Source organism: Streptomyces sp. NBC_01006, assembly GCF_045162725.1.
GTDB lineage: Bacteria > Actinomycetota > Actinomycetes > Streptomycetales > Streptomycetaceae > Streptomyces.
This window is the reverse complement of sequence record NZ_CP108700.1, coordinates 7,675,958-7,696,876: the sequence shown is the minus strand read 5'-3', so window position 1 is coordinate 7,696,876 and position 20,919 is coordinate 7,675,958. Positions and strand designations below refer to the sequence as shown.

16 protein-coding genes and 2 pseudogenes are annotated in these 20,919 nt (G+C 72.1%); 6 read left to right on the top strand and 12 right to left on the bottom strand.

The features are described from left to right. Window positions 1-886: 886 nt before the first annotated feature. From OG509_RS35110 to OG509_RS35085, 6 genes and pseudogenes are all read right to left on the bottom strand, one after another. Window positions 887-991 (bottom strand): annotated as a pseudogene (locus OG509_RS35110) (alpha/beta hydrolase); the annotation flags it as partial. Between the two features lie 5 nt (window positions 992-996). Beyond that, window positions 997-1,683 carry a GNAT family N-acetyltransferase gene (locus OG509_RS35105; protein ID WP_406186602.1) on the bottom strand — a complete coding sequence of 229 codons (687 nt, stop codon included), beginning with the start codon at window positions 1,681-1,683 and terminating at the stop codon, window positions 997-999. Between the two features lie 354 nt (window positions 1,684-2,037). Then, window positions 2,038-2,439, bottom strand: a pseudogene (locus tag OG509_RS35100) (YcaO-like family protein); the annotation flags it as partial. Between the two features lie 39 nt (window positions 2,440-2,478). Continuing rightward, entirely contained in the window at window positions 2,479-3,762 is a 1,284-nt protein-coding gene (locus OG509_RS35095) for an MDR family MFS transporter (protein WP_406186601.1), read from the bottom strand. Next, window positions 3,759-4,871: a PLP-dependent cysteine synthase family protein gene (locus OG509_RS35090; protein ID WP_406186600.1), complete on the bottom strand. Its 1,113-nt coding sequence runs from the start codon at window positions 4,869-4,871 to the stop codon at window positions 3,759-3,761. The genes OG509_RS35095 and OG509_RS35090 overlap by 4 nt, the downstream gene beginning before the upstream one ends. A 118-nt stretch (window positions 4,872-4,989) precedes the next feature. Then, window positions 4,990-5,379, bottom strand: coding sequence for a hypothetical protein (locus OG509_RS35085; protein ID WP_406186599.1), 390 nt, complete (start codon window positions 5,377-5,379; stop codon window positions 4,990-4,992). A 277-nt stretch (window positions 5,380-5,656) separates the two neighbouring features. Here OG509_RS35085 and OG509_RS35080 point away from each other — a divergent pair, with 277 nt between their 5' ends. The 4 genes from OG509_RS35080 to OG509_RS35065 all read left to right on the top strand — a co-directional run bounded on the left by OG509_RS35080 (window position 5,657) and on the right by OG509_RS35065 (window position 11,082). Further along, a complete protein-coding gene (locus OG509_RS35080; protein ID WP_406186598.1) occupies window positions 5,657-6,007 on the top strand; it encodes an ArsR/SmtB family transcription factor in 351 nt (116 codons plus the stop codon). A 109-nt stretch (window positions 6,008-6,116) separates the two neighbouring features. After that, entirely contained in the window at window positions 6,117-7,487 is a 1,371-nt protein-coding gene (locus OG509_RS35075) for an MFS transporter (RefSeq protein WP_406186597.1), read from the top strand. A gap of 329 nt (window positions 7,488-7,816) precedes the next feature. Then, window positions 7,817-9,799 carry an amino acid transporter gene (locus OG509_RS35070; RefSeq protein WP_406186596.1) on the top strand — a complete coding sequence of 661 codons (1,983 nt, stop codon included), beginning with the start codon at window positions 7,817-7,819 and terminating at the stop codon, window positions 9,797-9,799. 416 nt (window positions 9,800-10,215) lie between these two features. After that, window positions 10,216-11,082 (top strand): NAD(P)-dependent oxidoreductase, encoded by an 867-nt coding sequence (locus OG509_RS35065; protein ID WP_406186595.1) that lies wholly within the window; start codon window positions 10,216-10,218, stop codon window positions 11,080-11,082. A gap of 58 nt (window positions 11,083-11,140) precedes the next feature. Here OG509_RS35065 and OG509_RS35060 read toward each other — a convergent pair whose 3' ends face one another. Next, complete coding sequence (locus OG509_RS35060) at window positions 11,141-11,857, bottom strand: FadR/GntR family transcriptional regulator (RefSeq protein WP_406186594.1); 717 nt, start codon at window positions 11,855-11,857, stop codon at window positions 11,141-11,143. A 106-nt stretch (window positions 11,858-11,963) separates the two neighbouring features. Here OG509_RS35060 and OG509_RS35055 point away from each other — a divergent pair, with 106 nt between their 5' ends. Together OG509_RS35055 and OG509_RS35050 are read left to right on the top strand one after the other, a co-directional pair. Continuing rightward, the gene (locus OG509_RS35055; protein WP_406186593.1) at window positions 11,964-12,548 is read left to right on the top strand and encodes a gluconokinase; all 585 of its coding nucleotides are present in this window, start codon (window positions 11,964-11,966) and stop codon (window positions 12,546-12,548) included. A 13-nt stretch (window positions 12,549-12,561) separates the two neighbouring features. After that, window positions 12,562-13,959, top strand: a complete 1,398-nt coding sequence (locus tag OG509_RS35050) for a gluconate:H+ symporter (RefSeq protein WP_406186592.1) — start codon at window positions 12,562-12,564, stop codon at window positions 13,957-13,959. Here OG509_RS35050 and OG509_RS35045 read toward each other — a convergent pair. The 5 genes from OG509_RS35045 to OG509_RS35025 all read right to left on the bottom strand — a co-directional run bounded on the left by OG509_RS35045 (window position 13,945) and on the right by OG509_RS35025 (window position 20,895). Next, window positions 13,945-14,178: a hypothetical protein gene (locus OG509_RS35045; protein ID WP_030154014.1), complete on the bottom strand. Its 234-nt coding sequence runs from the start codon at window positions 14,176-14,178 to the stop codon at window positions 13,945-13,947. The two genes, OG509_RS35050 and OG509_RS35045, sit on opposite strands and share 15 nt — an antisense overlap. Further along, window positions 14,175-14,975 (bottom strand): hypothetical protein, encoded by an 801-nt coding sequence (locus tag OG509_RS35040; RefSeq protein ID WP_406186591.1) that lies wholly within the window; start codon window positions 14,973-14,975, stop codon window positions 14,175-14,177. Before OG509_RS35040 ends, OG509_RS35045 begins: the two co-directional genes overlap by 4 nt. 67 nt (window positions 14,976-15,042) lie before the next feature. Then, window positions 15,043-16,245, bottom strand: coding sequence for a cytochrome P450 (locus tag OG509_RS35035; protein ID WP_406186590.1), 1,203 nt, complete (start codon window positions 16,243-16,245; stop codon window positions 15,043-15,045). A gap of 121 nt (window positions 16,246-16,366) precedes the next feature. Further along, window positions 16,367-17,101, bottom strand: a complete 735-nt coding sequence (locus OG509_RS35030; RefSeq protein ID WP_406186589.1) for a hypothetical protein — start codon at window positions 17,099-17,101, stop codon at window positions 16,367-16,369. A gap of 161 nt (window positions 17,102-17,262) precedes the next feature. Beyond that, window positions 17,263-20,895, bottom strand: coding sequence for a S8 family serine peptidase (locus tag OG509_RS35025; RefSeq protein WP_406186588.1), 3,633 nt, complete (start codon window positions 20,893-20,895; stop codon window positions 17,263-17,265). Window positions 20,896-20,919: the final 24 nt, after the last annotated feature.

Genomic DNA, 20,919 nt, shown 5'->3' with positions numbered 1-20,919 from the left:
TGCCGCGTACGAGAGATTTGGTCTCCCGGATTCCGCGGATCAAGGGCGTACCACTCGGCCTGCGAGACATCACCGGGTCTGGTCGCGTACGTCGCGGCCGGTGTGTGCCCCGCCGCTCTTGCCTGCCGGATCAGTTCGGTCCCCAGGAAGCCGCTGCCGCCAATGATCAGAACTGTCATGGGCGACACGGCAGACCGGGTACGCGGGCACCGGGGTAGGACCGCGCCTACTCCTCTGGGCGTCCGATCCAGTGCCCGGTTGCGGGGGTGCCGCCCTGTGGCCGGCCCCGGCATCGCTCTCCAGCGTTGCACGTCTCGTCGTAGCCGAGCGTTCGGCGAACTCGTCGAGGCGCACTGCACCGCTTGCTCAGCGCGGGGACGCCAAGCCCTTCAGGGGATCGTCGCGACTCACGTGGGAGCGCCCGGGGATGACGGCGGCAGTCCCTCTTGTCGAGGTCAGCCTTCGACAGGACCGTCAGGTCCTGGCCTTCGGTGCGGAGCGACCGCATGGCCTTCCGCCAGCTCGGCTCCAGACCGAAGCCTCGGCGGCTGCCAAACGCTTTGCCTCACACTCCGAGGCCGGCGTGCACATGAGCGAGGCGTGGAAACAGCCGCCGATCGACACAGACAGCGGCATGAACCTGGGTACCGCCCACCCCCGGCGACCGCTCGAACGCCGCCCACGCCACCTGCATCGAGGCTATGCGCCAAAGCCTCTGACAGTCACGCTCCGTCCAGGGTGTCGCGTCGGCCCTGTGAGCCCAGTTCCACGCCTTCTTCACGATCGCCTCAGGGCGCCGACTGACCTGACGAACCGTCACCAAAGTCGGCATTGGGCCAGCAATGGTCCTGGCAAAGCTGACCCAGCTGGTTACACCTGGGAAACCGACGGGGCTGACGGTGGCGACGGCCTTGATGCGGTGATCGGTGGCGGCTGCGGGCAGCACGTATCCGCCGGAGGCACAGATGCCCAGCGCGCCGATGCGTTCAGGGGCTGTCACTGAACCGGACCATGCCACATGGGCCTTGCCGCCCCTCCCCGGGCATCCTCCGGGGAGGATGGCCTCGGTGGCGGGGTGCAGTGCAGTACATGAGCGGTCCAGGTCCGGAACCTCCGCAGGCCCATGCGGTCGTAGAACCCTCCGGCCGCCATGGGGTTGGTCGAATCGACGTCCAGGACGGCCCACCGGTAGCCCCGTGTCTTCGCCCGGTCCAGAGTGTGGGTGAACACGGCGCGGTAGAGGCCCCTGCCGTGCAGTGCGGGCCGGGTTCCGGCGTTGGCGAGGTAGAGCTCGCGGTCGTTGCCCGAGCCGGCGTCGGCGATCTCGGTGCACAGCAGGCAGCAGAGGATCTCCCGGTGCTGCTCAGGCAGGAGCAGGAACGAGGAGTCCGGCCTGAAGTACGGACTGCCGGTCACCGAGTGGCGCCACGTTCGCGCCGTCATCGGAACGCTGCCCCGGTTGTCGGCGAAGATCTCGTTGCGGGCGCGCAGTAGCAGCGTGTCGTACGCGTCGTCGAAGGGCACGATCACCGCGTCGTTCGGAATCGGTGCCGAGCCGACGAGCCGGTGGTCCTTCAGGTCCAGCCGCATGCCCCAGTACGTGCGCTCGGGTCGGTGACCCGCACCCTCCAGCGCCTCGGCGAGCCAGGCCTGGCCGTGGTGGGTACGGGTGTGGAGCTCCAACAGGGTCTCGCCGTAGAGCTCTTGGTGACGGCGAGGCCGACGTCTCGGCACCAATCGAGCAGGGCGCGGAGCGTCCTCGGTGCGCGGTACGAGGGGTGTACTGCGATGTCGAGGGTCACCCGGTGTACTGGGTCCGCGTGTTCACGGGCCGGTGTCGTCGCGTAGGCCACCAGCTCGCCACCGAGCCAGCCGGACGTGGTGCCGCCGGCCAGGTCCATGCCGGGCGCCCTCAAGACCTCACACACGTCTGCCACGCCACCGCCTCCGCCGCCCGTCCCGTCGACTGCCTCGCACACGGCGAGCAGTGCCGCCACCCGCGGTGCGTCGGCGAGGCGGAGCGGTCGCCACCGCGGTTCAGCCACGGCCGCGGGCCGCCATCCCGCGTCGGCCTGGCACGACGACCTGCCCGTCGGTGACGAGCATGAACCGCTCCAGTCCCGGCACCGTGACGTTGACGACAGCGAGGTCCGGGGTGACGTAGTGGTCGCGTTGATAGACCTCGAAGCCGCGCTTCCGCAAGATGGCGAGGAGCCGGTCCAGATGGCCCCGGGGCGTGTCCGGCACCACGGTGGCCTCGTACGGCCTCGATTCGGCCGAGGGCAGGGCGGCAGTGAAGTCCGACAGGTAGCAAGCGTGGAGCTGCGGGTACGGCAGGGTGTCGTCACGTTGCTCGGGCAGCAGGTGTACGTACTGCTCGCGCAGGCCCATGGTGCTGTGCAGCTGCACGAGTTCCGTGACCGCTCGGGTGATGGCGTACCGCGCTCGAGGGCACCCTGGAGGCTCTTTCCACTGCCATCAGCGGGTCTGTCGCTCGGGGTGTGCGTGGGCGCCGTCTGCGGCGGGCAGCTCGGTGCCGTACCCCAGCCGTCGTACGGCCAGGGCGCAGGCCAGGCCGAGCGCGGTGAGGAAGAGCCAGGGCAGGGCCGGGAGTCCGGCGCGGCGGGCGGCGTCGAGGGCGACTCCGGTGAGGAGGTTTCCGGCGGTGATGCCGATGCCGCAGATGGTGTTGTACAGGCCGTAGTGGGTGGCCACGAGGCGGTTGCCGGCGAGGGTGACGATGGTGTCCATCTCGAAGGGGTAGACGATCATCGTCGCGACGGCGAGGAGCAGTCCGCTGAGGACGACGGGCAGGGTGCCTCCGAGAAGGCGGCCGATGCCCGCCGCAGGTGCGGGGACGAGCATGGGCAGGAACGCGGCCCCCATCAGGACCAGTCCGGCCGTGATGGAGCGGCGGGAGGACCACCGCTCCTTGCACCAGGCCGTGATGCGGGTCTGCCCGGAGATCGTGGCCAGGCCGGAAACCGCGAAGAGGATGCTGGTTGCGGCCGTCGTGGCAATGCCGGGCGGTGCGGACTCGCGAAGGGCGAGCGGCAGGGCCAGGTAGACCTGGAAGGACAGGACGTACGAGCCGGTCATGGCCGCGGCGAAGTACAGGAACGGCCGGTTGGCGACGACCGTGCGCCACTGGTGCAGGACGCTCTCGCGCGGGCCGGTGTCGGTGCCGCGCGCCTGCGGCAGGGAGCGCAGTTGCACGACGGTCAGGACCGCGAAGACACCCGCCGAGACGAGACAGGTCAGGGAGAAGTCGACCTGGGTGAGGGCGAGCCCGATGAGCGGCCCGGCCAGGATCCCGGCCTGGTAGAAGACGTTGAACAGGGCGAACGCCTCGACTCGTCGTTCGCCCGAGTCGCGGGCCAGGTAGGCGCGCACTGCCGGGTTGAACAGGGCTCCCGCGAAACCGGTGGCCGCGGATGCGGCCAACAGTCCGGGCATCGAGTCGACGAGGCCGAGCGCGGCGAAGCCGATCGTACGGAGGGTGCAGCCGGCGACGATGAGCGGCTTGTAGCCGAAGCGGTCGGCGAGGGTGCCGCCGAGGAGGAACATGCCCTGCTGGCTGAAGTTGCGTACGCCGAGGATCAGGCCGATCACCCACGCGGACAGGACCAGGTCCCCGGACAGGTGCTGCGCCAGGTACGGCATCAGCATGTAGAAACCCAGATTGATCGTGAACTGGTTGAGCAGCAGCAGCTGGACGCTGCGGTCGTAGCTGCGGAGCTGCCTGAGGACGGCCGCGCTCATCGGCGGCCCTCCGCTCCGGCCACGGCCTGCGGGTCCACTGCCTGCGGGTCGAGTACGCGTCGGCAGCGGGTCCAGGTGACGGCTTCGAGTTCGGTGGGGTGGGCGATGTCCAGGGGGGCGTCGGCCGGTTCGGCGCCCAGGAGGTCATGCCGACGGCAGTAGTCGTCGTTGTAGACGGTGGAGAGGTAGCGGTGGGGGCCGTCCGGGAAGACGGCCGCGATCCGGGTGTCCGCGGAGTGGGTACGGGCGGCCCAGGCGGCCACGAGCGCGACCGCCCCGACGCTCCAGCCGCCGGATACGTAGTGGGAGCGCGTGAGCCCGCGGCACGCCCAGACGGCTTCGCCGGGGGCGACCCAGTGGACCTCGCTGAACTGGCCGTAGGCGACGTTGCGGGGGTGGATGCTGCTCCCGAGGCCGCGCATCAGCCGCTGCCGCGCGGGCTGCCCGAAGATGGTGGAGCCGGTGGAGTCCACCCCGATGACCTTGAGACGGGGCGAGTGCACGCGCAGGACCCGGCTGATGCCGGCGGAGTGCCCTCCGGTGCCGACGCTGACCACCAGGACGTCGATCCGGCCGAGCTGGGCGACGAGCTCGCGGGCGAGCGGCGCGTAGGCCCCGACGTTGTCGGGGTTGGCGTACTGGTCGGGGCACCAGGATCCGGGGCGTTCGGCCAGGAGTTCACGCACCCGCAGACGCCGGGCCTCCTGCCAGCCGCCACTGGGGTGCGCGGTTTCCACCATGTCCACCCGGGCGCCCTGGGCGCACAGCAGGCGTTGCATGTCGGGTTCGAGTCCCGGGTCGGTGACGACCGTGACGGGATGTCCGTAGACCTTTCCCGCGAGGGCGAGCCCCAGCCCGAGCGTGCCGCTCGTGGACTCGATGATCTCTGCTCCGGGCCTCAGTTCGCGCCGGGCGCGGGCCCGCTCCACCATGTGGAGCGCGGGTCGGTCCTTGATGCCGCCCGGGTTGAAGCCTTCGAGCTTGGCCCAGAAGCCTCGCCCTGACGGGGTGAGGGGGTCGGAGACTCGGACGACCGGGGTGTTGCCGACGGCGGCCTGGAGGGAGTGACCGGCGTCAGGTGTCGCGACGGCGGTGAAGGAGTCGTGCATGGGTCTGCTCTCTGGTACTTGATGCGCCGGGTGCCGGGCAGCGGCGGCTCACCCGCGCCCTCGGCATACGGGCAGGCGGGGGTGAGGGACCGCGTCAAAACGGTCCGTTCGGCGGTTTCTAGATGCGCCAGAGGCAGAGGCAGGACTGGGTGTTGGTGCAGGCAGGACCTGGTGGTCCGCCGCCCATGTCGAGATGGGGCCCGGAAGGGTCACGCGGCTGCGCCGGGTCGGCCTCGACGAGAGTCGCCCGTCCTGTGGGCGACGGGCCCTCGGCCCCGGTCCAGTACGGCTCGGTCCGTTCACGCGAGCAGTGGTCACCCGGCTGGTGCGGGGCGGCCGGATCGTCCGGGTGGGACAGCTCCGCGGTGCCGGGCGGGTCGGCCACGACGAAGGCGGAAGCCTCGGCCCGTGACAGGGCGTGTACGTGTGCGGGGGACCCGGCCGCCGTGCAGAAGGCAACGGTCAGCAGCGCCATCACCAGCGCCGTCAACACTCTGCGACCATTCATGCACACAACGTCAAGGCTAGTGGATGTTCAGATGCCCGGCGACCCGGCGAAACGCAGGTTGGCGCAGCTGTTCATCGAGAAGGTCGAGCAGCGGCATTCGGTCGTCTCGCCGAGGAGCCCGGCGTCCTCGGCCTGTACGCCTTCCAGCCGTCACGACGAGTCCAGCGGGAACTGGATCGCTGACGGGCGCGGACCGACGACAGGTAGCGGTTCTGCGCGCACGAGCGGGCCGCCCGCGACTGCGGTCATTCGCATCGGGCCGCCCTAACATGTGCGCATGAGCGCAAGCAAGCACGTGGCAGATGCACACCCTTCGCAGGAGCAGACGGAACGGCTGGCCGCAGCCGTATCGGTTCTGGCGCTGCTCGCGGACGCCACCCGCCTCGCGCTGCTGGACGAGCTCGGCCGGGGCGAGGCCGACGTCACGACCCTCACCGAAGCGTGCGGCGCCGCCCGTCCCTCCGTCAGCCAGCACCTCGCCAAGCTCCGGCTGGCCGGACTGGTCACCACCCGCAAAGACGGCCGCAGGGTCGTCTACGCCCTGCGGCACGGGCACCTGCGGCGGCTGGTGGACGAGGCCCTGAACGTCGCCGACCACCAGCTCGGCTCCCTCCCGCCCCACGACTGACCGCTCCCCCGGCCGCCGGTCGCTGGTTCCACAATCAACATGTGCACACGTATGCACATCTTGGTTATGCTCGTTTGGTCTCCCCACGCCGCCGACCGGGACGGGATCGATGCTCTACGTACTACGGAACCGCACCTACCGCCGCCTGTTCACGGCCCAGGTCGTCGCCCTGGTCGGTACGGGACTGGCGACCGTCGCCCTGAGCCTCCTCGCGTACGACATCGCAGGCGACAACGCCTCCGCGGTCCTCGGCACCGCATTGGCGATCAAGATGATCGCCTACGTGGCCATTGCCCCGGTGATCGGCGCCATCGCCGACCGGATACCCCGGCGAACCTTGATGGCGGCGATGGACCTCACCCGCGCCGGCGTCGCCGTGGCCCTTCCGTTCGTCACCGAGGTCTGGCAGATCTACGTCCTGATCTTCCTGCTGCAGGCGGCGTCGGCGGCCTTCACCCCGACCTTCCAGGCCACGATCCCGGAGGTCCTTCCCGCGGAGCGGGACTACACCCGGGCCCTGTCGATGTCCCGGCTCGCCTACGACCTGGAGAGCCTGTTCAGTCCGGCCCTGGCCGCTGCCCTGCTGACCCTGGTCTCGTACAACTGGCTGTTCATCGGGACCTCCTTCGGCTTCATCACCTCGGCGGTCCTCGTCGTCGCCACGGTGCTGCCGAAGCCGGCCCCGATCGAACGCACCGGGGGCGCGTACGCGAAGGCCGCGTTCGGCATCCGGCTGTTCTGGGCGACGCCCCGCCTGCGGGCCCTGCTCGCCCTTGACCTCGCGGTCGCCTCCGCCGGAGCCATCGTCTTCGTCAACACGGTCGCCATGGTCCGGGACCACTTCGAACGCGCCGCCAGCGCCGTGTCCCTCGCCCTCGGCGCGTACGGCGCCGGCTCGATGATCACCGCGCTGCTGCTGCCGCGCCTGTTGCGGCGCTTCACCGACCGCGCCGTCATGCTCCCGGCCGCGTTCGCCCTGCCACTGATCCTCGCAGCCGTCGCCGGCCTCACCGCATCGCCGGCCGGCTCGTGGTCCTGGCTCGCCATCCTGGCCTCCTGGGCCGCGATCGGGGCCGCCTGCTCGGCAGTACTGACCCCCGGAGGCCGGGTGATCCGCCGCTCCACGGCCGACGCGGACCTGCCCGCCGCCTTCGCCGCCCAGTTCTCGCTCTCCCACAGCTGCTGGCTGCTCACCTACCCGCTGGCCGGCTGGCTCGCCGCCGGCGCCGGGCTCCCCATCACGGCCGTGGTCCTCGGCGTCATAGCCCTGGCCTCCGCGACCGCCGCGGTCTTCATCTGGCCGGCCCGCGACCCGTCCGAGCTGGAACACGTCCACCCGGACCTGCCCCCGGGCCACCCCCACCTCACCGACGCCCACCCGGCCTCGGGCGGCTGGCAGCACGGCCACCACTACGTCATCGACCAGCACCACCACCGCTGGCCCGATCGCGCCGAGCACGCGTCGTCCGGATCGCGCTGACGACGATCTCGCACCACCCCCGCCCGTACCGTGAGAGATCTCGATCCGGGCCACGGAGCAGACCGGTCAGAAGGAAGACACCTCTCTCGCGCTGCCGATCGGCCTCGGAGTCCTCGTCATCGTGGTGATCGCCGGTGCCTGGTGGTTCCTCAAGCGCCGCCGCTCCGAGAACGCCTGACACCGGCCGACCCGGCTTCGGGTGAGCAGTCGGCGGCTCCGCGTTGTAGAACCCCGCCGAGGGCCGCGACATCGGCAGACCCCATACTCGGTCATCGTTGCCGGGCCATCGAGCCGGTGGACCGGGCGAGTTGGAAGGGTTGATGGGGGACATGACAGACGTGAACGATCTGGCCGTACCAGAAGTAGTGGAGAGCCCTGCCCGGGAGGCGCCACCGACCGGCGGTCTGGCCCAGTGGTTGCTCCGCCACCGCGTACAGCCGGTCGGACCTGCGGCCGGCGAGGGACACGGCGAGCCGCACGCCTGGTGGAAGGTGATGTGCCTGACCGGGGTGGACTACTTCTCCAGCCTCGCCTACGTCCCGGCGATCGCCGCTCTCGCGGCGGGTGCGGTCTCACCGCTCGCCACCCTGCTGATCGTGGCCCTGACCCTGCTGGGGATGCTGCCGATGTACCGGCGGGTGGCCCGCGAGAGCCCGCACGGTGCGGGGTCGGTGGCGATGCTCGAGGACCTGCTGCCGTTCTGGCGGGGCAAGGTGTTCGTGCTGGTGCTGCTCGGGTTCGTCGCCACCTCGTGGATCATCACCATCACCCTGTCCGCGGCGGACGCCTCCGTGCACGTGGTCGAGAACCCGTTCTTCCCGCAGGCCCTGAACGGCCACGAGGTCGCCATCACGGTGGCGCTCCTGCTGCTGCTCGGCGGGGTGTTCCTGCTCGGATTCAGCGAAGCGGTCAGCGTCGCGATCCCCCTGGTCGCCGTCTTCCTGCTGCTCAACGCGGTGACCATCGTCGTCGGCGTGGTCGACGTCGTCACCTCGCCGGGCGCCTGGTCGGCGTGGACCGACGCGCTCATGGACGGCGGAGGCGGACTCGGCGAGCTGGCCGGACCCGCACTGCTGGCCTTCCCTCTTCTGGTCCTGGGCCTGTCGGGATTCGAGACCGGGGTGAGCATGATGCCGCTCATCGCCTCCGACGGCGAGGACGCCGAGCAGCGGCTGCAGTCCCGCATCCGCAACTCCCGGAAGCTGCTGACCACCGCCGCGGCCGTCATGAGCGTCTACCTGCTCGCGGCCAGCTTCGTCACCACGGTCCTCATCCCGCACAAGGAATTCGAGGCCGGCGGGGCGGCCAATGGCCGCGCCCTGGCCTACCTGGCCCACGAGCACGTCGGAGAAGCCTTCGGCACCGTCTACGACATCAGCACCATCCTGATCCTGTGGTTCGCGGGCGCCTCCGCGATGGCGGGGCTGGTCAACATCGTCCCGCGCTACCTCCCCGACTACGGCATGGCCCCCGAATGGGGCCGCGCCGTACGCCCGGTCGTACTGGTCTACACGGTTGTCTGTGTCGCCATCACCTTCGCCTTCGACGCCGATGTCAACGCCCAGGCCGGCGCCTACGCCACCGGCATCCTGGCCATGATGGTCTCCGGCGCCTTCGCCGTCACCGTCTCGGCCCTGCGCCGCCGCCAGCGCGCGACCACCTACGGCTTCACCGTTCTCACCGCCGTGCTGGTCTACGCCTTGGTGGCCAACATCGTCGACAAGCCCGACGGCATCACCATCTCCGGCCTCTTCATCGCCGGAATCATCGCCATCTCCCTGATCTCCCGGGTGTCCCGGACCACCGAACTGCGCGCCGACCGCATCGTCTTCGACCCGATGGCCCGGCAGTTCATCACCGACACCCTCGCCTACGACAACGCGATCAACATCATCGCCAACCGCCGCCAGGCAGGCGACGGCGCCGAATACGCCGACAAGGAACGCGAACAGCGAGGCAACAACCCGGTGCCCGGTCCGGCCGACGTGATGTTCGTGGAGATCGACGTCGTCGACCCCTCGGACTTCAGCGAAACCCTCACGGTCCAGGGGGTCGAAGTGGACGGGTACCGGATCCTGCGCGCCGAAGCCCCCGCCGCCCCGAACGCCATCGCCGCGATCCTCCTCGCACTGCGCGACACCACGGGCGTCAAGCCGCACTGCTACTTCGCCTGGGCGGAAGGCAGCCCCCTGACCCACATGTTCCGCTACTTCCTCCTCGGCCGCGGCGACACCGCCCCCGTCACCCGCGAGATCATCCGCAAACACGAACCCGACCCCGCCCGCCGCCCCGGCATCCACGTCGGAGGCTGACGCCGTTGCTGCCCTGGCGCTGGGAGGATGGCTCCAAGCCGAAGATGCCGAGTTCGGGCGCGTCCTGAAGCCGAAAGAACAGCGCCACCTCCGGCTTGGGACCGATCCCCTTCCTCGCCGCGATCTTGCGTTGCCCCGACCCCGCTGTCAGCAGTGGTGAGTCCGGCTCGGCTCGGAGCTACGTCAGCTCGCTCCCCAAGTCCCGGTACCGGCTCTTGAACCGCTCGGCGTCATCCGGGGAGTCGTACGGCCCGGCCTCTCGGTCGCTGCGGAGACGGGCCCGGGAGACCTCCACTTCCGCGATCCTGGAGTCACGACGGGCCGCGCCCGGGTGCGCCGGGCGTGGGATGACCCGCCGGGCGGGGTGCGGCGCCGAGACTGGACGGACTGGACGTATCCGGAAGGGAAGTGACGCCGTGAACACTGTCGCGCTGCTGGGCACCGGGATCATGGGCTCGGGAATGGCACGGAACCTGCTGCGGGCCGGGCTCGGGCTGAGGGTGTGGAACCGGACCCGGGACAAGGCCGAACCGCTGGCCGCGGAAGGCGCGGTGGTCGTGGACACCCCGGCCGAGGCGGTCGCCGGGGCCGACGTGGTGCTGACCATGCTGACGGACGGCGCGGCCGTGGCGCAGGCGATGGCCGCCGCCGTGCCGGGGCTGCGCGCGGGGCAGGTGTGGGCGCAGATGAGCACGGTCGGCGTGGCCGCGCTGGACGAACTGGCCGGCTTCGCCCGCGAGCACGGCCTGGTGTTCGTGGACGCCCCGGTGCAGGGCACCCGGCAGCCTGCCGAGGCGGGGACGCTGGTCGTACTGGCCTCCGGGCCGGCGGATCCGCGGCTGGACCCGGTGTTCGACGCGGTGGGCGCCAAGACTCTGTGGGCCGGGGCCGAGGCGGGGGCCGCGACCCGGCTGAAGCTGACCACGGTCGGGTACGCGATCACGTTGACGGCGGCGGTCGGCGAGGCCCTCGCGCTGGCGGAGGGGCTGGGGGTGGATCCGGGCCTGTTCGCGCAGGCGGTGACCGGCGGCCCGATGGACAACCCGTACCTCCAGACGAAGATGAAGGCCGTCCTGGAGCGGGACTTCGCGCCCAGCTTCACGGTGCACGGCGCCGCGAAGGACACCGCGCTGATCGCGGAGGCGGCGGACGGGGCGGGTGTCGCGGTCGACCTGGCCCGGGCCACGGCGGCCCGTATGCACCGCGCCGCGGCGGGGGGCCACGCCGAGGAGGACATGGCCGCCGCCTACTTCGCCGGCTTCGAGAACGCCCCCGTGGCGTAGGGAACGTGTCGTGAACGCGCTGCGGTTGAACGCGATTTAGGCGCGCTTCAGAGGTCGGTCACGGGCAGGTGGGCGCCGGGGCGAGGACGTCGAGTTCCTCCAGGGCGCCCACCGCGATCTGCCGGGTCAGGGACTCGGCGCGGGCCGCGTCGCCCTCCCGTACGGCCTCGGCGACCCGGACGTGGAGGGTGACGGCGGCCGGGTCGGGGTCGGGGAACATCACGGCGTGCTGCGTACGGCCCGTCAGGACCTCGGCGACGACGTCGCCGAGCCGGGCGAACATCTCGTTGCCGGAGGCGTTCAGCACGATCCGGTGGAAGTCGATGTCGTGGCGCAGGTACGCGTCGAGCTGGTGGCCGCGCGAGGTGCTGACCATGCCGAGGGCGGCCTCGGTGAGCGCGGCGCACTGGCCGGGGGTGGCCCGGGCGGCGGCGAGGCCGGCCGCGACCGGCTCGATCGCGGAGCGCAGCACGGTCAGGGAACGCAGCTGGCGGGGGCGGTCGGCGCCGGCGAGGCGCCAGCGGATGACGCGCGGGTCGTAGACGTTCCACTCCTCGGCGGGGCGCACGGTGACGCCGACCCGGCGGCGTGACTCGACCAGTTGCATGGACTCCAGGACGCGCACGACCTCGCGGACCACGGTGCGCGAGGCGTCGAAGCGCTCCGCGATCTCGTCGGTGCGCAGGACGCTGCCCGGCGGGTGCTCGCCCGCAGTGATCGCGAGGCCGAGGGTGTCCAGCACGTGGGAGTGGAGTCCCTGGCCTTCGGTGGTCATGGCGTAAGCGTACGGCGACCTCTCGATGGACAAAAGATGTGATGTTTTGCCGTCAGACTCTTGAATAAGTACTACTTAATGGGCTTCAGTGAGGGCGCACGAACCGATGTCGACGAAGACGACGAAAACAGCGAGGTACGAAGTGAGCGGCACCCAGCGCGTGCTGGTGGTGATGGGTGTGGCCGGCACGGGCAAGACGACCGTGGGCGGGCTGCTCGCGGACGCGCTCGGCCTCCCGTACGTGGAGGGCGACGCGTTCCACCCGGCGGCCAATGTCGCCAAGATGTCCGCCGGCATTCCGCTGGACGACGCAGACCGGCGGCCCTGGCTCGACGCCATCGGCGCCTGGATCGCCGGCCGGCCGGCCGGGCGGGGCGCGGTGGTGGCCTCGTCGGCGCTCAAGCGCGCGTACCGCGACCGGCTGCGCGGCGCCGCGCCCGACGCGGTGTTCGTGCACCTGACCGGCGAACGCCCGCTGATCGAGCGGCGCATGGCGGCGCGCACGGGCCACTTCATGCCGACCGCGCTGCTGGACTCGCAGTTCGCCACGCTGGAGCCGCTCCAGCAGGACGAACTCGGCGTCGTCGTCGACGTGTCCGGATCACCCGAGGAGATCACCGAACGGGCCCTGGCCGCGCTGTCCGCGCTGCCTGGCGTCTGCCCGACCGCCGCTCCCTCCCGAGAAAGCTAAGGAACCCCCCACTGTGACAGGTCTCAGCGTCGAGATACTGGCAGCGGCCGCGCCCGCCCCGATCACCTCGGCCGGGAACACCCAGCTGGGCGTGGCCGTCCTCGCGGGTATCGCCGTCATCGTCCTGCTCATCACCCGCCTCAAGCTGCACGCCTTCCTGGCGCTGACGATCGGCTCGCTCGCCCTCGGGGTGTTCGCGGGCGCCCCGCTGGACAAGACCATCGTCAGTTTCACGGCCGGGCTCGGCGCCACGGTCGCGGGGGTCGGCGTACTGATCGCGCTCGGCGCGATCCTCGGCCGGCTGCTCGCGGACTCGGGCGGCGCGGACGAGATCGTCGACACCATCCTCGCCAAGGCCAAGGGCCGGGCGATGCCCTGGGCCATGGTGCTGATCGCCTCGGTGATCGGGCTGCCGCTCTTCTTCGAGGTCGGCATCGTGCTGCTGATCCCGGTGGTGCTGCTGGTGGCCAAGCGCGGCAACTACTCGCTGATGCGGATCGGCATCCCGGCGCTGGCCGGCCTGTCCGTGATGCACGGGCTGATCCCGCCGCACCCCGGCCCGCTCGTCGCCATCGACGCGCTGCACGCGAACCTCGGCGTGACGCTCGCGCTCGGCGTGGTGGTCGCCATCCCGACCGTGATCATCGCCGGGCCGCTGTTCTCCCGGTACGCGGCCCGCTGGGTGGACGTCCCGACGCCCGAGCAGATGATCCCGCAGCGGCCCTCGGCCGAGCTGGAACACCGTCCCCGGTTCGGGGCGACGGTCTTCACCGTGCTGCTGCCGGTGGCGCTGATGCTGGTCAAGGCGCTTGTTGACATCGTTGTCGACGATCCGCAGAACGGCCTGCAGCGGGTCACGGACGTCGCGGGCTCCCCGCTGATCGCGCTGCTCGCGGCGGTGCTGGTGGGCATGTTCACCCTCGGCCGGGCGGCCGGGTTCACGAAGGAACGGCTTTCGACGACGGTGGAGAAGTCGCTGGCCCCGATCGCGGGCATCCTGCTCATCGTGGGCGCGGGCGGCGGCTTCAAGCAGACCCTGATCGACGCGGGCGTCGGCCGGATGATCCTGGACCTCTCGAAGGGCTGGTCGATCCCGGCCCTGCTGCTGGCTTGGCTGATCGCCGTGGCCATTCGGCTCGCCACGGGCTCGGCGACGGTCGCCACGATCTCGGCGGCCGGGCTGGTGGCTCCGCTCGCCGCGGGCATGTCCACCACTGAGACGGCGCTGCTGGTGCTGGCGATCGGGTCGGGCTCGCTGTTCTTCAGCCACGTCAACGACGCCGGGTTCTGGCTGGTCAAGGAGTACTTCGGGATGACGGTCGGACAGACGATCAAGACCTGGTCGGTGATGGAGACCATCATCTCGGTGGTCGGCCTGGGCTTCGTCCTGCTGCTGTCACTCGTCCTCTAGCTGCGCGGCCGCCACGGCGAGGCCGTTCGCGGCGGTGGCGCAGCGGTCGGCCAGGGCGGCGACCTCGGCGCGGAACGCGTCGGCCTGCGGGCCCTGCCAGTCCAGCGCTTCGGCTGCCGCGTGCAGCCGGAGCGCATGGGCGCGCAGGGCGGCGGAGTGGCCGCGCAGGCCGTCGGCCGGGTCCGGCGGACCGGGCCGGAGCCGCGTGGCGGGGCTCACCGGCTGCGCCAGGGCTGTACGAGGAGGATGCCGCCGGTGCCGAGGAGGCCGACGGTGTGGACGCAGCCTTTGTGCGGGGCGGTCGGGGCGGGGCGTTGCCCCTGATCCCGGTCCTGGTCCAGGTTCTGATCCCGGTTGCGGTCCCGGTCCCGGTCGAAGAACGCCCGGATGGCGGCGCCCAGTCCGAGCAGCGGCTGCGCGGGCACGGCCCGGCCGGTGGCCACCTGCCACCCGGCGTGGTCGTTGAAGGGGTTCGCGTCGGTCAGGGCGTTCCAGGCGAACAGGTCGGCGAAGGACGGGGACAGCAGCGCGAACGCCCGCTCGGCACCCCGGTCCCGCATGAGCCGGCGGAACACCCGGACGGCCGCCGCCTGCCGGTCCTCGTCCACGGCCCGGAGGATCGCCGCGCAGTCGGGGTCGTCCAGCAGGTCGGGCCGGTCCGCGCTCGCCGCTCGGATCCGGGCCTTGAGTCCGCAGACGGCGAGGCTGACGGCGAGGCTCTCGCGGCCGGTGAGGATTCCGGCGAACCAGCCGGCCCCCGCCACACCCCTGCCGCGCGGTGCCCAGCCCAGGCCCGCCGGGTCGGTGAGGGTGCGCAGGAGGGTGCGCCAGCCGTGCCGGGAGCGGGCGCGGCGGCGCCCCAGGGCGGCGGCCGGGAGCCGGGTGCCGAGGGCCAGTTCGGAGGCGTGCCGGGCGGCTTCGCCGACGGCGTCGGCGGCCTCGGCGAGCTCGCGGCACAGGGCGTCGAGCAGCTCGGCGTCCGGGTCGGTGGGCGCGGAGGTCGCGGCGTCGGACATGGAATCCTCGCGGGATCTCGGTGGGGAGGGTGGCGTCGGCGACGGGTGGTGTCGGCGGCGGGTGGTGTCAGCGGCGGGTGAGGGCGAGCCGGATGCCGCGCGGGTCCAGCGCCAGGGGCAGCGGTCCGTGCGGGTCGAGTACGGGCCGGGTGGCCGTGATCCGGCGGCGGCGCAGGACCTCGGCGCACAGCGCGGTGGTGATCAGCAGGCCCAGCAGGTCGCCCGGGCAGCGGCCCGGGCCGTGGCCGAACGGGGCCATCCGGATGTCCTCGTCCGCGCCGGGGGTCTTCCAGCGGCCCGGTACGAAGACGTGCGCGGCGGGCACCTGCTCCGGGTCGCGCTGGTGGAAGTGGGCGGGCAGCAGGACGGTGGTGCCGGCGGGGTGGCGTACGCCCCGCCACTCGGTCTCGGTACGGGTGACGCGGATCAGGTCCGGCACCGCCGGGTACAGGCGCAGGCACTCCCGTACGCAGGCCCGCAGCCGGGGCAACTCCTCGGCGACGCCGTGTCCGGCGGCTTCGGTGGCGGCAGCGTCGTGCTCGGCGGTGTGGGTGCCGAGCAGGAGCAGGGTGCGCAGCATCGTGGCGGGGACTGCGTCCATGGCCCGCAGGGTCTGTTCCTCCCGGTCGGCGTACGCGGCGCAGTGGCCGAACAGGGTGTGCCCGTCGCCACCTGCGGCGCGCTCCCGACTGCGGCGGCGGAGCCGGCCGAGCAGGCCGGTGAACTGCTCGGCCCCCGCGGCCGCGCCGTCGCCGAGCACGATCCGGCGGGCGGCGCGGGCCACGGTGTGCCGGGCGCGGGCCAGGTCGAGGGTGGCGGCGGCGGTCAGGTGCCGGGCCTCCTCGGCGATGACGGTGCGGACGGCGGCGCAGGAGCGGACCGCGCCGGGGCCGGGCGACAGTGCGGCGGCGGGTTCGGCTTCGTAGAACTGCCGGAGTTCCTGCCGGTCGAGCAGGACGAGTACGGCTCCGGACAGCCCGCGCACGAGCACGGGGGCGCCGCCGTGGCGGGCCCGCAGGGCGCGCAGCGCCTCGGCGGAGAAGGCCGGGCGGGCGCCGCCGGAGCCGCGGCCGCGGACCAGGAGCGGAAGGGCCCGGCCCGCCGCGAACCGGACGGCCCCTGCGCGGCCGGCCCGTGCCTGCTGTCCGCGTGAGACGGCGGACTGGGTCGTACCGGGACCGGTCATGGCCGCACCACCTCCCTGCGATCCGGCCACCGGGGCGAGGTCCTCCGGCAGGACGTCCGGGGCGGCCTCGTGAAGCGTGCGCATCCGGGTACCTCCGCGCGCGGCCGGAAACCAACGGTCGGTGACATCGCCCTCACCGTACGTCCCCCGAGCCACCCCCGCGCCCCGAGCAACCGGGGTGGATCCGGAACCCGGGACCCGGCCGCTACGGAATCGGCGCGAAGGCCGCTTCGCGGAAGGTGGTGCGGAGGGGGCCCGGGGGGTGGGTGGGGAGGAGGAGTGCCCAGCGGTGGAGGCGGGGGGAGAGCCAGAGCGTCGGGGTGTCTCCGTAGGACCAGGTGCCGTGCGGGGCCGGGTGCCAGAGGAGGCCGCGGGCCGGGGTCAGCTCACCGGTGCGGATGCGGAGGGATTCGGTGATCCATGCGCGGGTGAGGGGGTGCTCCGCCGGGGCGAGGAGGTGGCTCAGGAAGCGGGCGAGGTCGGCCGGGGGCGCGTGCAGGACGCCGTCGGCGAAGCCGGTGCCGGTCATGCCGAGGGGGTGCCAGATCCGGGTGGCGGCGAGCTCGGCGAGGGGGCTGCCGGTGAGGTGCTCGGCGAGGCGGGCGAGGGCGGTGTGGGCCGTGGGGCCGGTGGAGTGGCTCAGGAGGTGGTGTGCGGTGGTCCCCGCGGCGGCTTCGACCCCGTATGCCGTGAGGGGGGTGTGCAGCCGTAGGGCCTCTTCGGCGACGAGGCTCCCGATCACGGGCCACAGGGCGAGCGCGGGCATCAGCCCGTCGACGTCGAGGGTCGAGTCCTCGTCCGCCGACCCGGCACGGACCCCGTCCGCTCCCCCGACTCCCCACACCGCCCCGGGGTCCGCGGCCTGCATCAGGGCCCTGATCCGTTCCCCGACCACACCGGTCGGCTCGGCCGCGTCGGCCCGGTCGCTCTGGAGCGTCATGGTCCCCCACGCTAACCACCACCGGCCCCCGGCCCGGCCACGCCGCCCCCGACACGCCGGTCCGGCCTTCGCCGACCGCGACACGTCGTTCCTGCGACAGCCGCACGCGCGAGGGGCGGGCCGCCCTTCGGCGACCCGCCCCCGCTGTCCGCCGGTGCCCGTCAGCTCTTGTCGGGGCGGTCCGTCACCCGGAGGGAGTTCAGCAGCGGCTTGCCGTACCCGCCGTGCGCGACGAAGCGGACGTTGAGCACACCGTCCGTGACCGTGACCGTGTACGTCCGGGTCAGGGCCGTGTACGTGCCCGCCTCCAGCGCGATGTCCAGCGAGGGCAGCACCTGCGTGCCCTCGGCCATCACGTCGAAGACCCGCTTGTTCGGCTTGGTCGACGACAGCTCCGCGAAGCCGAGCTCCACGGTGTACGTGCCGTTCGGGACGTTGTCGAAGCGGTACTCGTACATGCCCTCACGGGCGTTGCGCAGCAGCTTCTGCTCGGCCGTACCCGCGATCGTGCGCCCGGTGGAGTGCACCGAGGAGCTGCCCTGGTAGCCGTAGGAGCCGGCCGTGTACTTGCGGTCCGGGGACCAGCCGTCCCCGAGCGTGTCCGTGGCCGCGGAGTCGGAGCCCGCGTCCAGGGCCACCTGGTAGCGCGGGACCACGACCTTGACCGGGACGGTGAGGACCGGGCTGCGGCCGCTCACCGAGCTGATCCGCAGGTTCGCCGTCAGGACCGAGCCGGCGGCCAGCCCCGTGGTGTCGACGGCCAGGTTCACGGTGGCCCTGCCTCCGATCGCCAGGTTCCCGGCGTCGGGGGTGGCCGTCAGCCAGGCCGCGTCCTCGGCCACGGTGAACTGCGAGTCAAGGGTGCCCGAGTTGGTGAGTTCGAGGGTGCGGGTGCGCTTCTGGCCCGCCGGGAGGACGAGTTCCAGGGAGGGCTGGGACGCGGTGACCCGCGCCGTGCGCAGCGACTCGTTCAGGGCGGTGACGCCGCCCTGCTCCACGGTGAGGGCGTTGGTGACCCCCGTGTACCAGTCGGCCAGGATCGTGACGGAGCTCTTGCCGGAGCCGGCCTGCAGGAGGTAGCCGCCGTCCGACGCGGTGGTCGCCGTGACGGCGTCGGCGCCGGTGCCGACGCTTACCGTGGCCCCCGCGACGCCCTTGCCGTCGTTCGCGTCGAGCACCCGGCCCGCGACCACGCCGCTCTTGGTGGTCTTGAAGGCGATGGCGAGCCCGTCGGTGATGACGGCCTGGTTGAAGGAGTACTTGAAGGCGTCGGTGCCCGTCGCGTTCTCCACGCCGACCGTGGCCGTGGAGCCGCCCTTGATGCCGGTGCCGCCCGTCCCCTTGTACGTGTAGACGACGGTGCCGTCCTCGCCGATCGCCGCCGAGAACGAGAACTTGTCGGCCTGCGCCGACCAGTGGGACACCTCGCGCCACTCGATCACGTACGTCCGGTGCGGTGCGGTGCCGGTGACGCCGGTGAAGACGCCCGAGCCGCTGCCGGCCGCGCCGACGACCAGGTCGTCCCAGAACGGGTAGAGCGCCGCGTTGGGCGTGGCCGTGCTCGGGAGGTCCCCGTTGATGTCACCGGTGTTGTTGCCGCCGAAGCTGACCGTGCCGTTCGTCCCGATCCAGGCCTGGCCGTACGTCTTGCCGTACATCGGGACCGGGAACGGCAGGTCGACGCGCTCGGTGGTGTTGTCGCCGGTCAGCGCGAGCTGCCGGTCCCCCGCCGCGTACGGGCGGCCGCCCGGGGTGGCGCAGGCGTAGCCGTAGCCGTCGGTGCGCTCGGGCAGCGCGACCGCGACGGTCGTGTCGCCGGCGACGGTGGCCTGGGCGCTGCCGCCGGTGACGCAGCGGGAGGAGTGCGCGGCCCGTACCTCGTACGTGCCGTGCGGCAGGGTGACCTCGAAGCGGCCCTGTTCGTCGGCGGTCGCGGTCACCGGGGTGTCCGTGACGGTGACGGTGGCGCCCGCGGCGGATCCGGCGGCCGAGGTGACGGTGCCGGTGAGCTTGCCGGAGGGGGCCTGGGTGAGGGTGAAGTCGCCGGTGGCGGTGGCGTTCTCGGTCACCGTCGCGGTCGAGGTCTGCTGGCCGTAGCCGAACTTGGAGACGGTCAGCGTGTAGTCGCCGACCGACAGGGAGCGGAACGTGTAGGTGCCGTCGGCCGCGGTGGTCGTCGTACGGCCGATCGGCCCGGCGGCGGTGACCTTGGCGCCCGCGAGCGGCGCGCCGGCGGAGCGGACGGTGCCGGAGACGGCTCCGATGGCGCCGCGCGGGGCGCCCGAGACGGCGGCCAACGCGTCGAGCTTGCCCTCGCCGAACACGTTGTTGTCGGCGGCGTTGCCACCGCACTGGCCGTTGTCGGTGTCCTGGGCGGTGCCGTTCAGCAGTTGCTCGGTCTGCGCGATGTCGCCTTCGAGGGCGGGGGCGGCGGACCAGAGCAGGGCCACGCTGGCCGCGGTGTGCGGTGAGGCCATGGACGTGCCGGAGAAGGCCTCGTACCCGCCGCCGGGGACGGAGGAGCGGACGTTCACGCCGGGGGCCGCGATGTTCGGTTTGACGATGCCGCCGGGGCCCGCGCCGCGCGAGGAGAACGGCGCGATCGTGCCGTTGATGTCGAAGGCTCCGGAGCTGTAGGAGCTCGCGTAGTCGCCGGGCGAACCGCTGGTGGCGCAGCCGGGGCCGGAGTTCCCGTTGGAGAAGGCGGGGAAGATGCCGGCGGCGCGCCAGGCGTCGACGATCTGCTGGTACCAGTCGTCGTGCGTGGCGCTGCCCCAGGAGTTGTTGACGACGTGCGGGGCGAGGTCGGGGCGCGGGTTCTGGCCGTTCAGGTCGGTCGGGGCGACGATCCACTGGCCGGCGGCGAGGAGGGAGGCCTCGGAGCAGGAGTTGGTCTCGCAGCCCTTGGCGGCGATCCACTTGGCCCCGGGGGCCACGCCGATCTTGTTGGCGCCGCCGTCGTCACCGACCATGGTGCCCATGGTGTGGGTGCCGTGGTCGTTGTTGTCGCAGGGGGCCGCGGTGGGGCAGACGCCGGCCGGATCGAACCAGTTGTAGTTGTGGTCGTACGACCCGTCGGCGTTCTTGCCGCGGTACTGGCCGTTCACGGCCGGGTGCGTGTAGTCGACGCCGCTGTCGATGTTGGCGACGACGATGCCCTCGCCGCGCACGCCGAGCTGGTCCCAGACCTGCGGGGCCTTGATGCGGTCGATGTTCCACTCGACGGCGTCGGCGGCGGCCTTCTCCCGTTTGCCCTCGGCGGGCTTGGGGAGGGTGACCTTGTCGTCGGCGTCGATCCGGGAGACCTCGGGGCGCTGCGCGAGGGTGCCGGCGAGTTTCTGGCTGCCGACGACGCGGACGGCGTTCACGATCCAGTACGAGGTGTACTCGGCCTTGGCGCCGTCCAGGGCCTTGATCACCTCGGCCTGGCTGCGCGCGGCGTGTTCCTGCTTGGCGTGCAGAACCGTTTCAGCTTTGGCTGCGCGCGTCTTCTGCCGCCCCGCCGCCGTGAGGTCGGCGGCGCTGTCCAGGTAGACCCAGAAGACGGCCTTGCCCGCGTCGTCGAGCTGGGTGCGGAGTTTCGGCTCGATCTTGCGCTCGGCCGCTCCGGGGGTGGGGCCGGGTTCCGGCGCGGCCGCCGCCACGCCCGCGCCTATCGGCAGGAGCAGGGCCGTGGTGAGAGCGGCGAGCGCCGCGCGTAATGATCGTCGCCTGTTGCGTTGGGCCACGTGTGGTCCTCCTCGGACGCCGTGTGCAGGTTGTGCGGGAAGGGCGTGCGCGACGTGCGCGGTCATGGTGAAGGAGGGGTCATGGACATT

Excerpts from the sequence above, each read along its gene's own strand:
- OG509_RS35095 (WP_406186601.1), bottom strand. The coding sequence starts at position 3,762 with ATGAGCGCGGCCGTCCTCAGGCAGCTCCGCAGCTACGACCGCAGCGTC.
- OG509_RS35090 (WP_406186600.1), bottom strand. The coding sequence starts at position 4,871 with ATGCACGACTCCTTCACCGCCGTCGCGACACCTGACGCCGGTCACTCC.
- OG509_RS35085 (WP_406186599.1), bottom strand. The coding sequence starts at position 5,379 with ATGAATGGTCGCAGAGTGTTGACGGCGCTGGTGATGGCGCTGCTGACC.
- OG509_RS35080 (WP_406186598.1), top strand. The coding sequence starts at position 5,657 with ATGAGCGCAAGCAAGCACGTGGCAGATGCACACCCTTCGCAGGAGCAG.
- OG509_RS35075 (WP_406186597.1), top strand. The coding sequence starts at position 6,117 with ATGCTCTACGTACTACGGAACCGCACCTACCGCCGCCTGTTCACGGCC.
- OG509_RS35070 (WP_406186596.1), top strand. The coding sequence starts at position 7,817 with ATGACAGACGTGAACGATCTGGCCGTACCAGAAGTAGTGGAGAGCCCT.
- OG509_RS35060 (WP_406186594.1), bottom strand. The coding sequence starts at position 11,857 with ATGACCACCGAAGGCCAGGGACTCCACTCCCACGTGCTGGACACCCTC.
- OG509_RS35055 (WP_406186593.1), top strand. The coding sequence starts at position 11,964 with ATGTCGACGAAGACGACGAAAACAGCGAGGTACGAAGTGAGCGGCACC.
- OG509_RS35040 (WP_406186591.1), bottom strand. The coding sequence starts at position 14,975 with ATGTCCGACGCCGCGACCTCCGCGCCCACCGACCCGGACGCCGAGCTG.
- OG509_RS35035 (WP_406186590.1), bottom strand. The coding sequence starts at position 16,245 with ATGCGCACGCTTCACGAGGCCGCCCCGGACGTCCTGCCGGAGGACCTC.
- OG509_RS35030 (WP_406186589.1), bottom strand. The coding sequence starts at position 17,101 with ATGACGCTCCAGAGCGACCGGGCCGACGCGGCCGAGCCGACCGGTGTG.
- OG509_RS35025 (WP_406186588.1), bottom strand. The coding sequence starts at position 20,895 with ATGACCGCGCACGTCGCGCACGCCCTTCCCGCACAACCTGCACACGGC.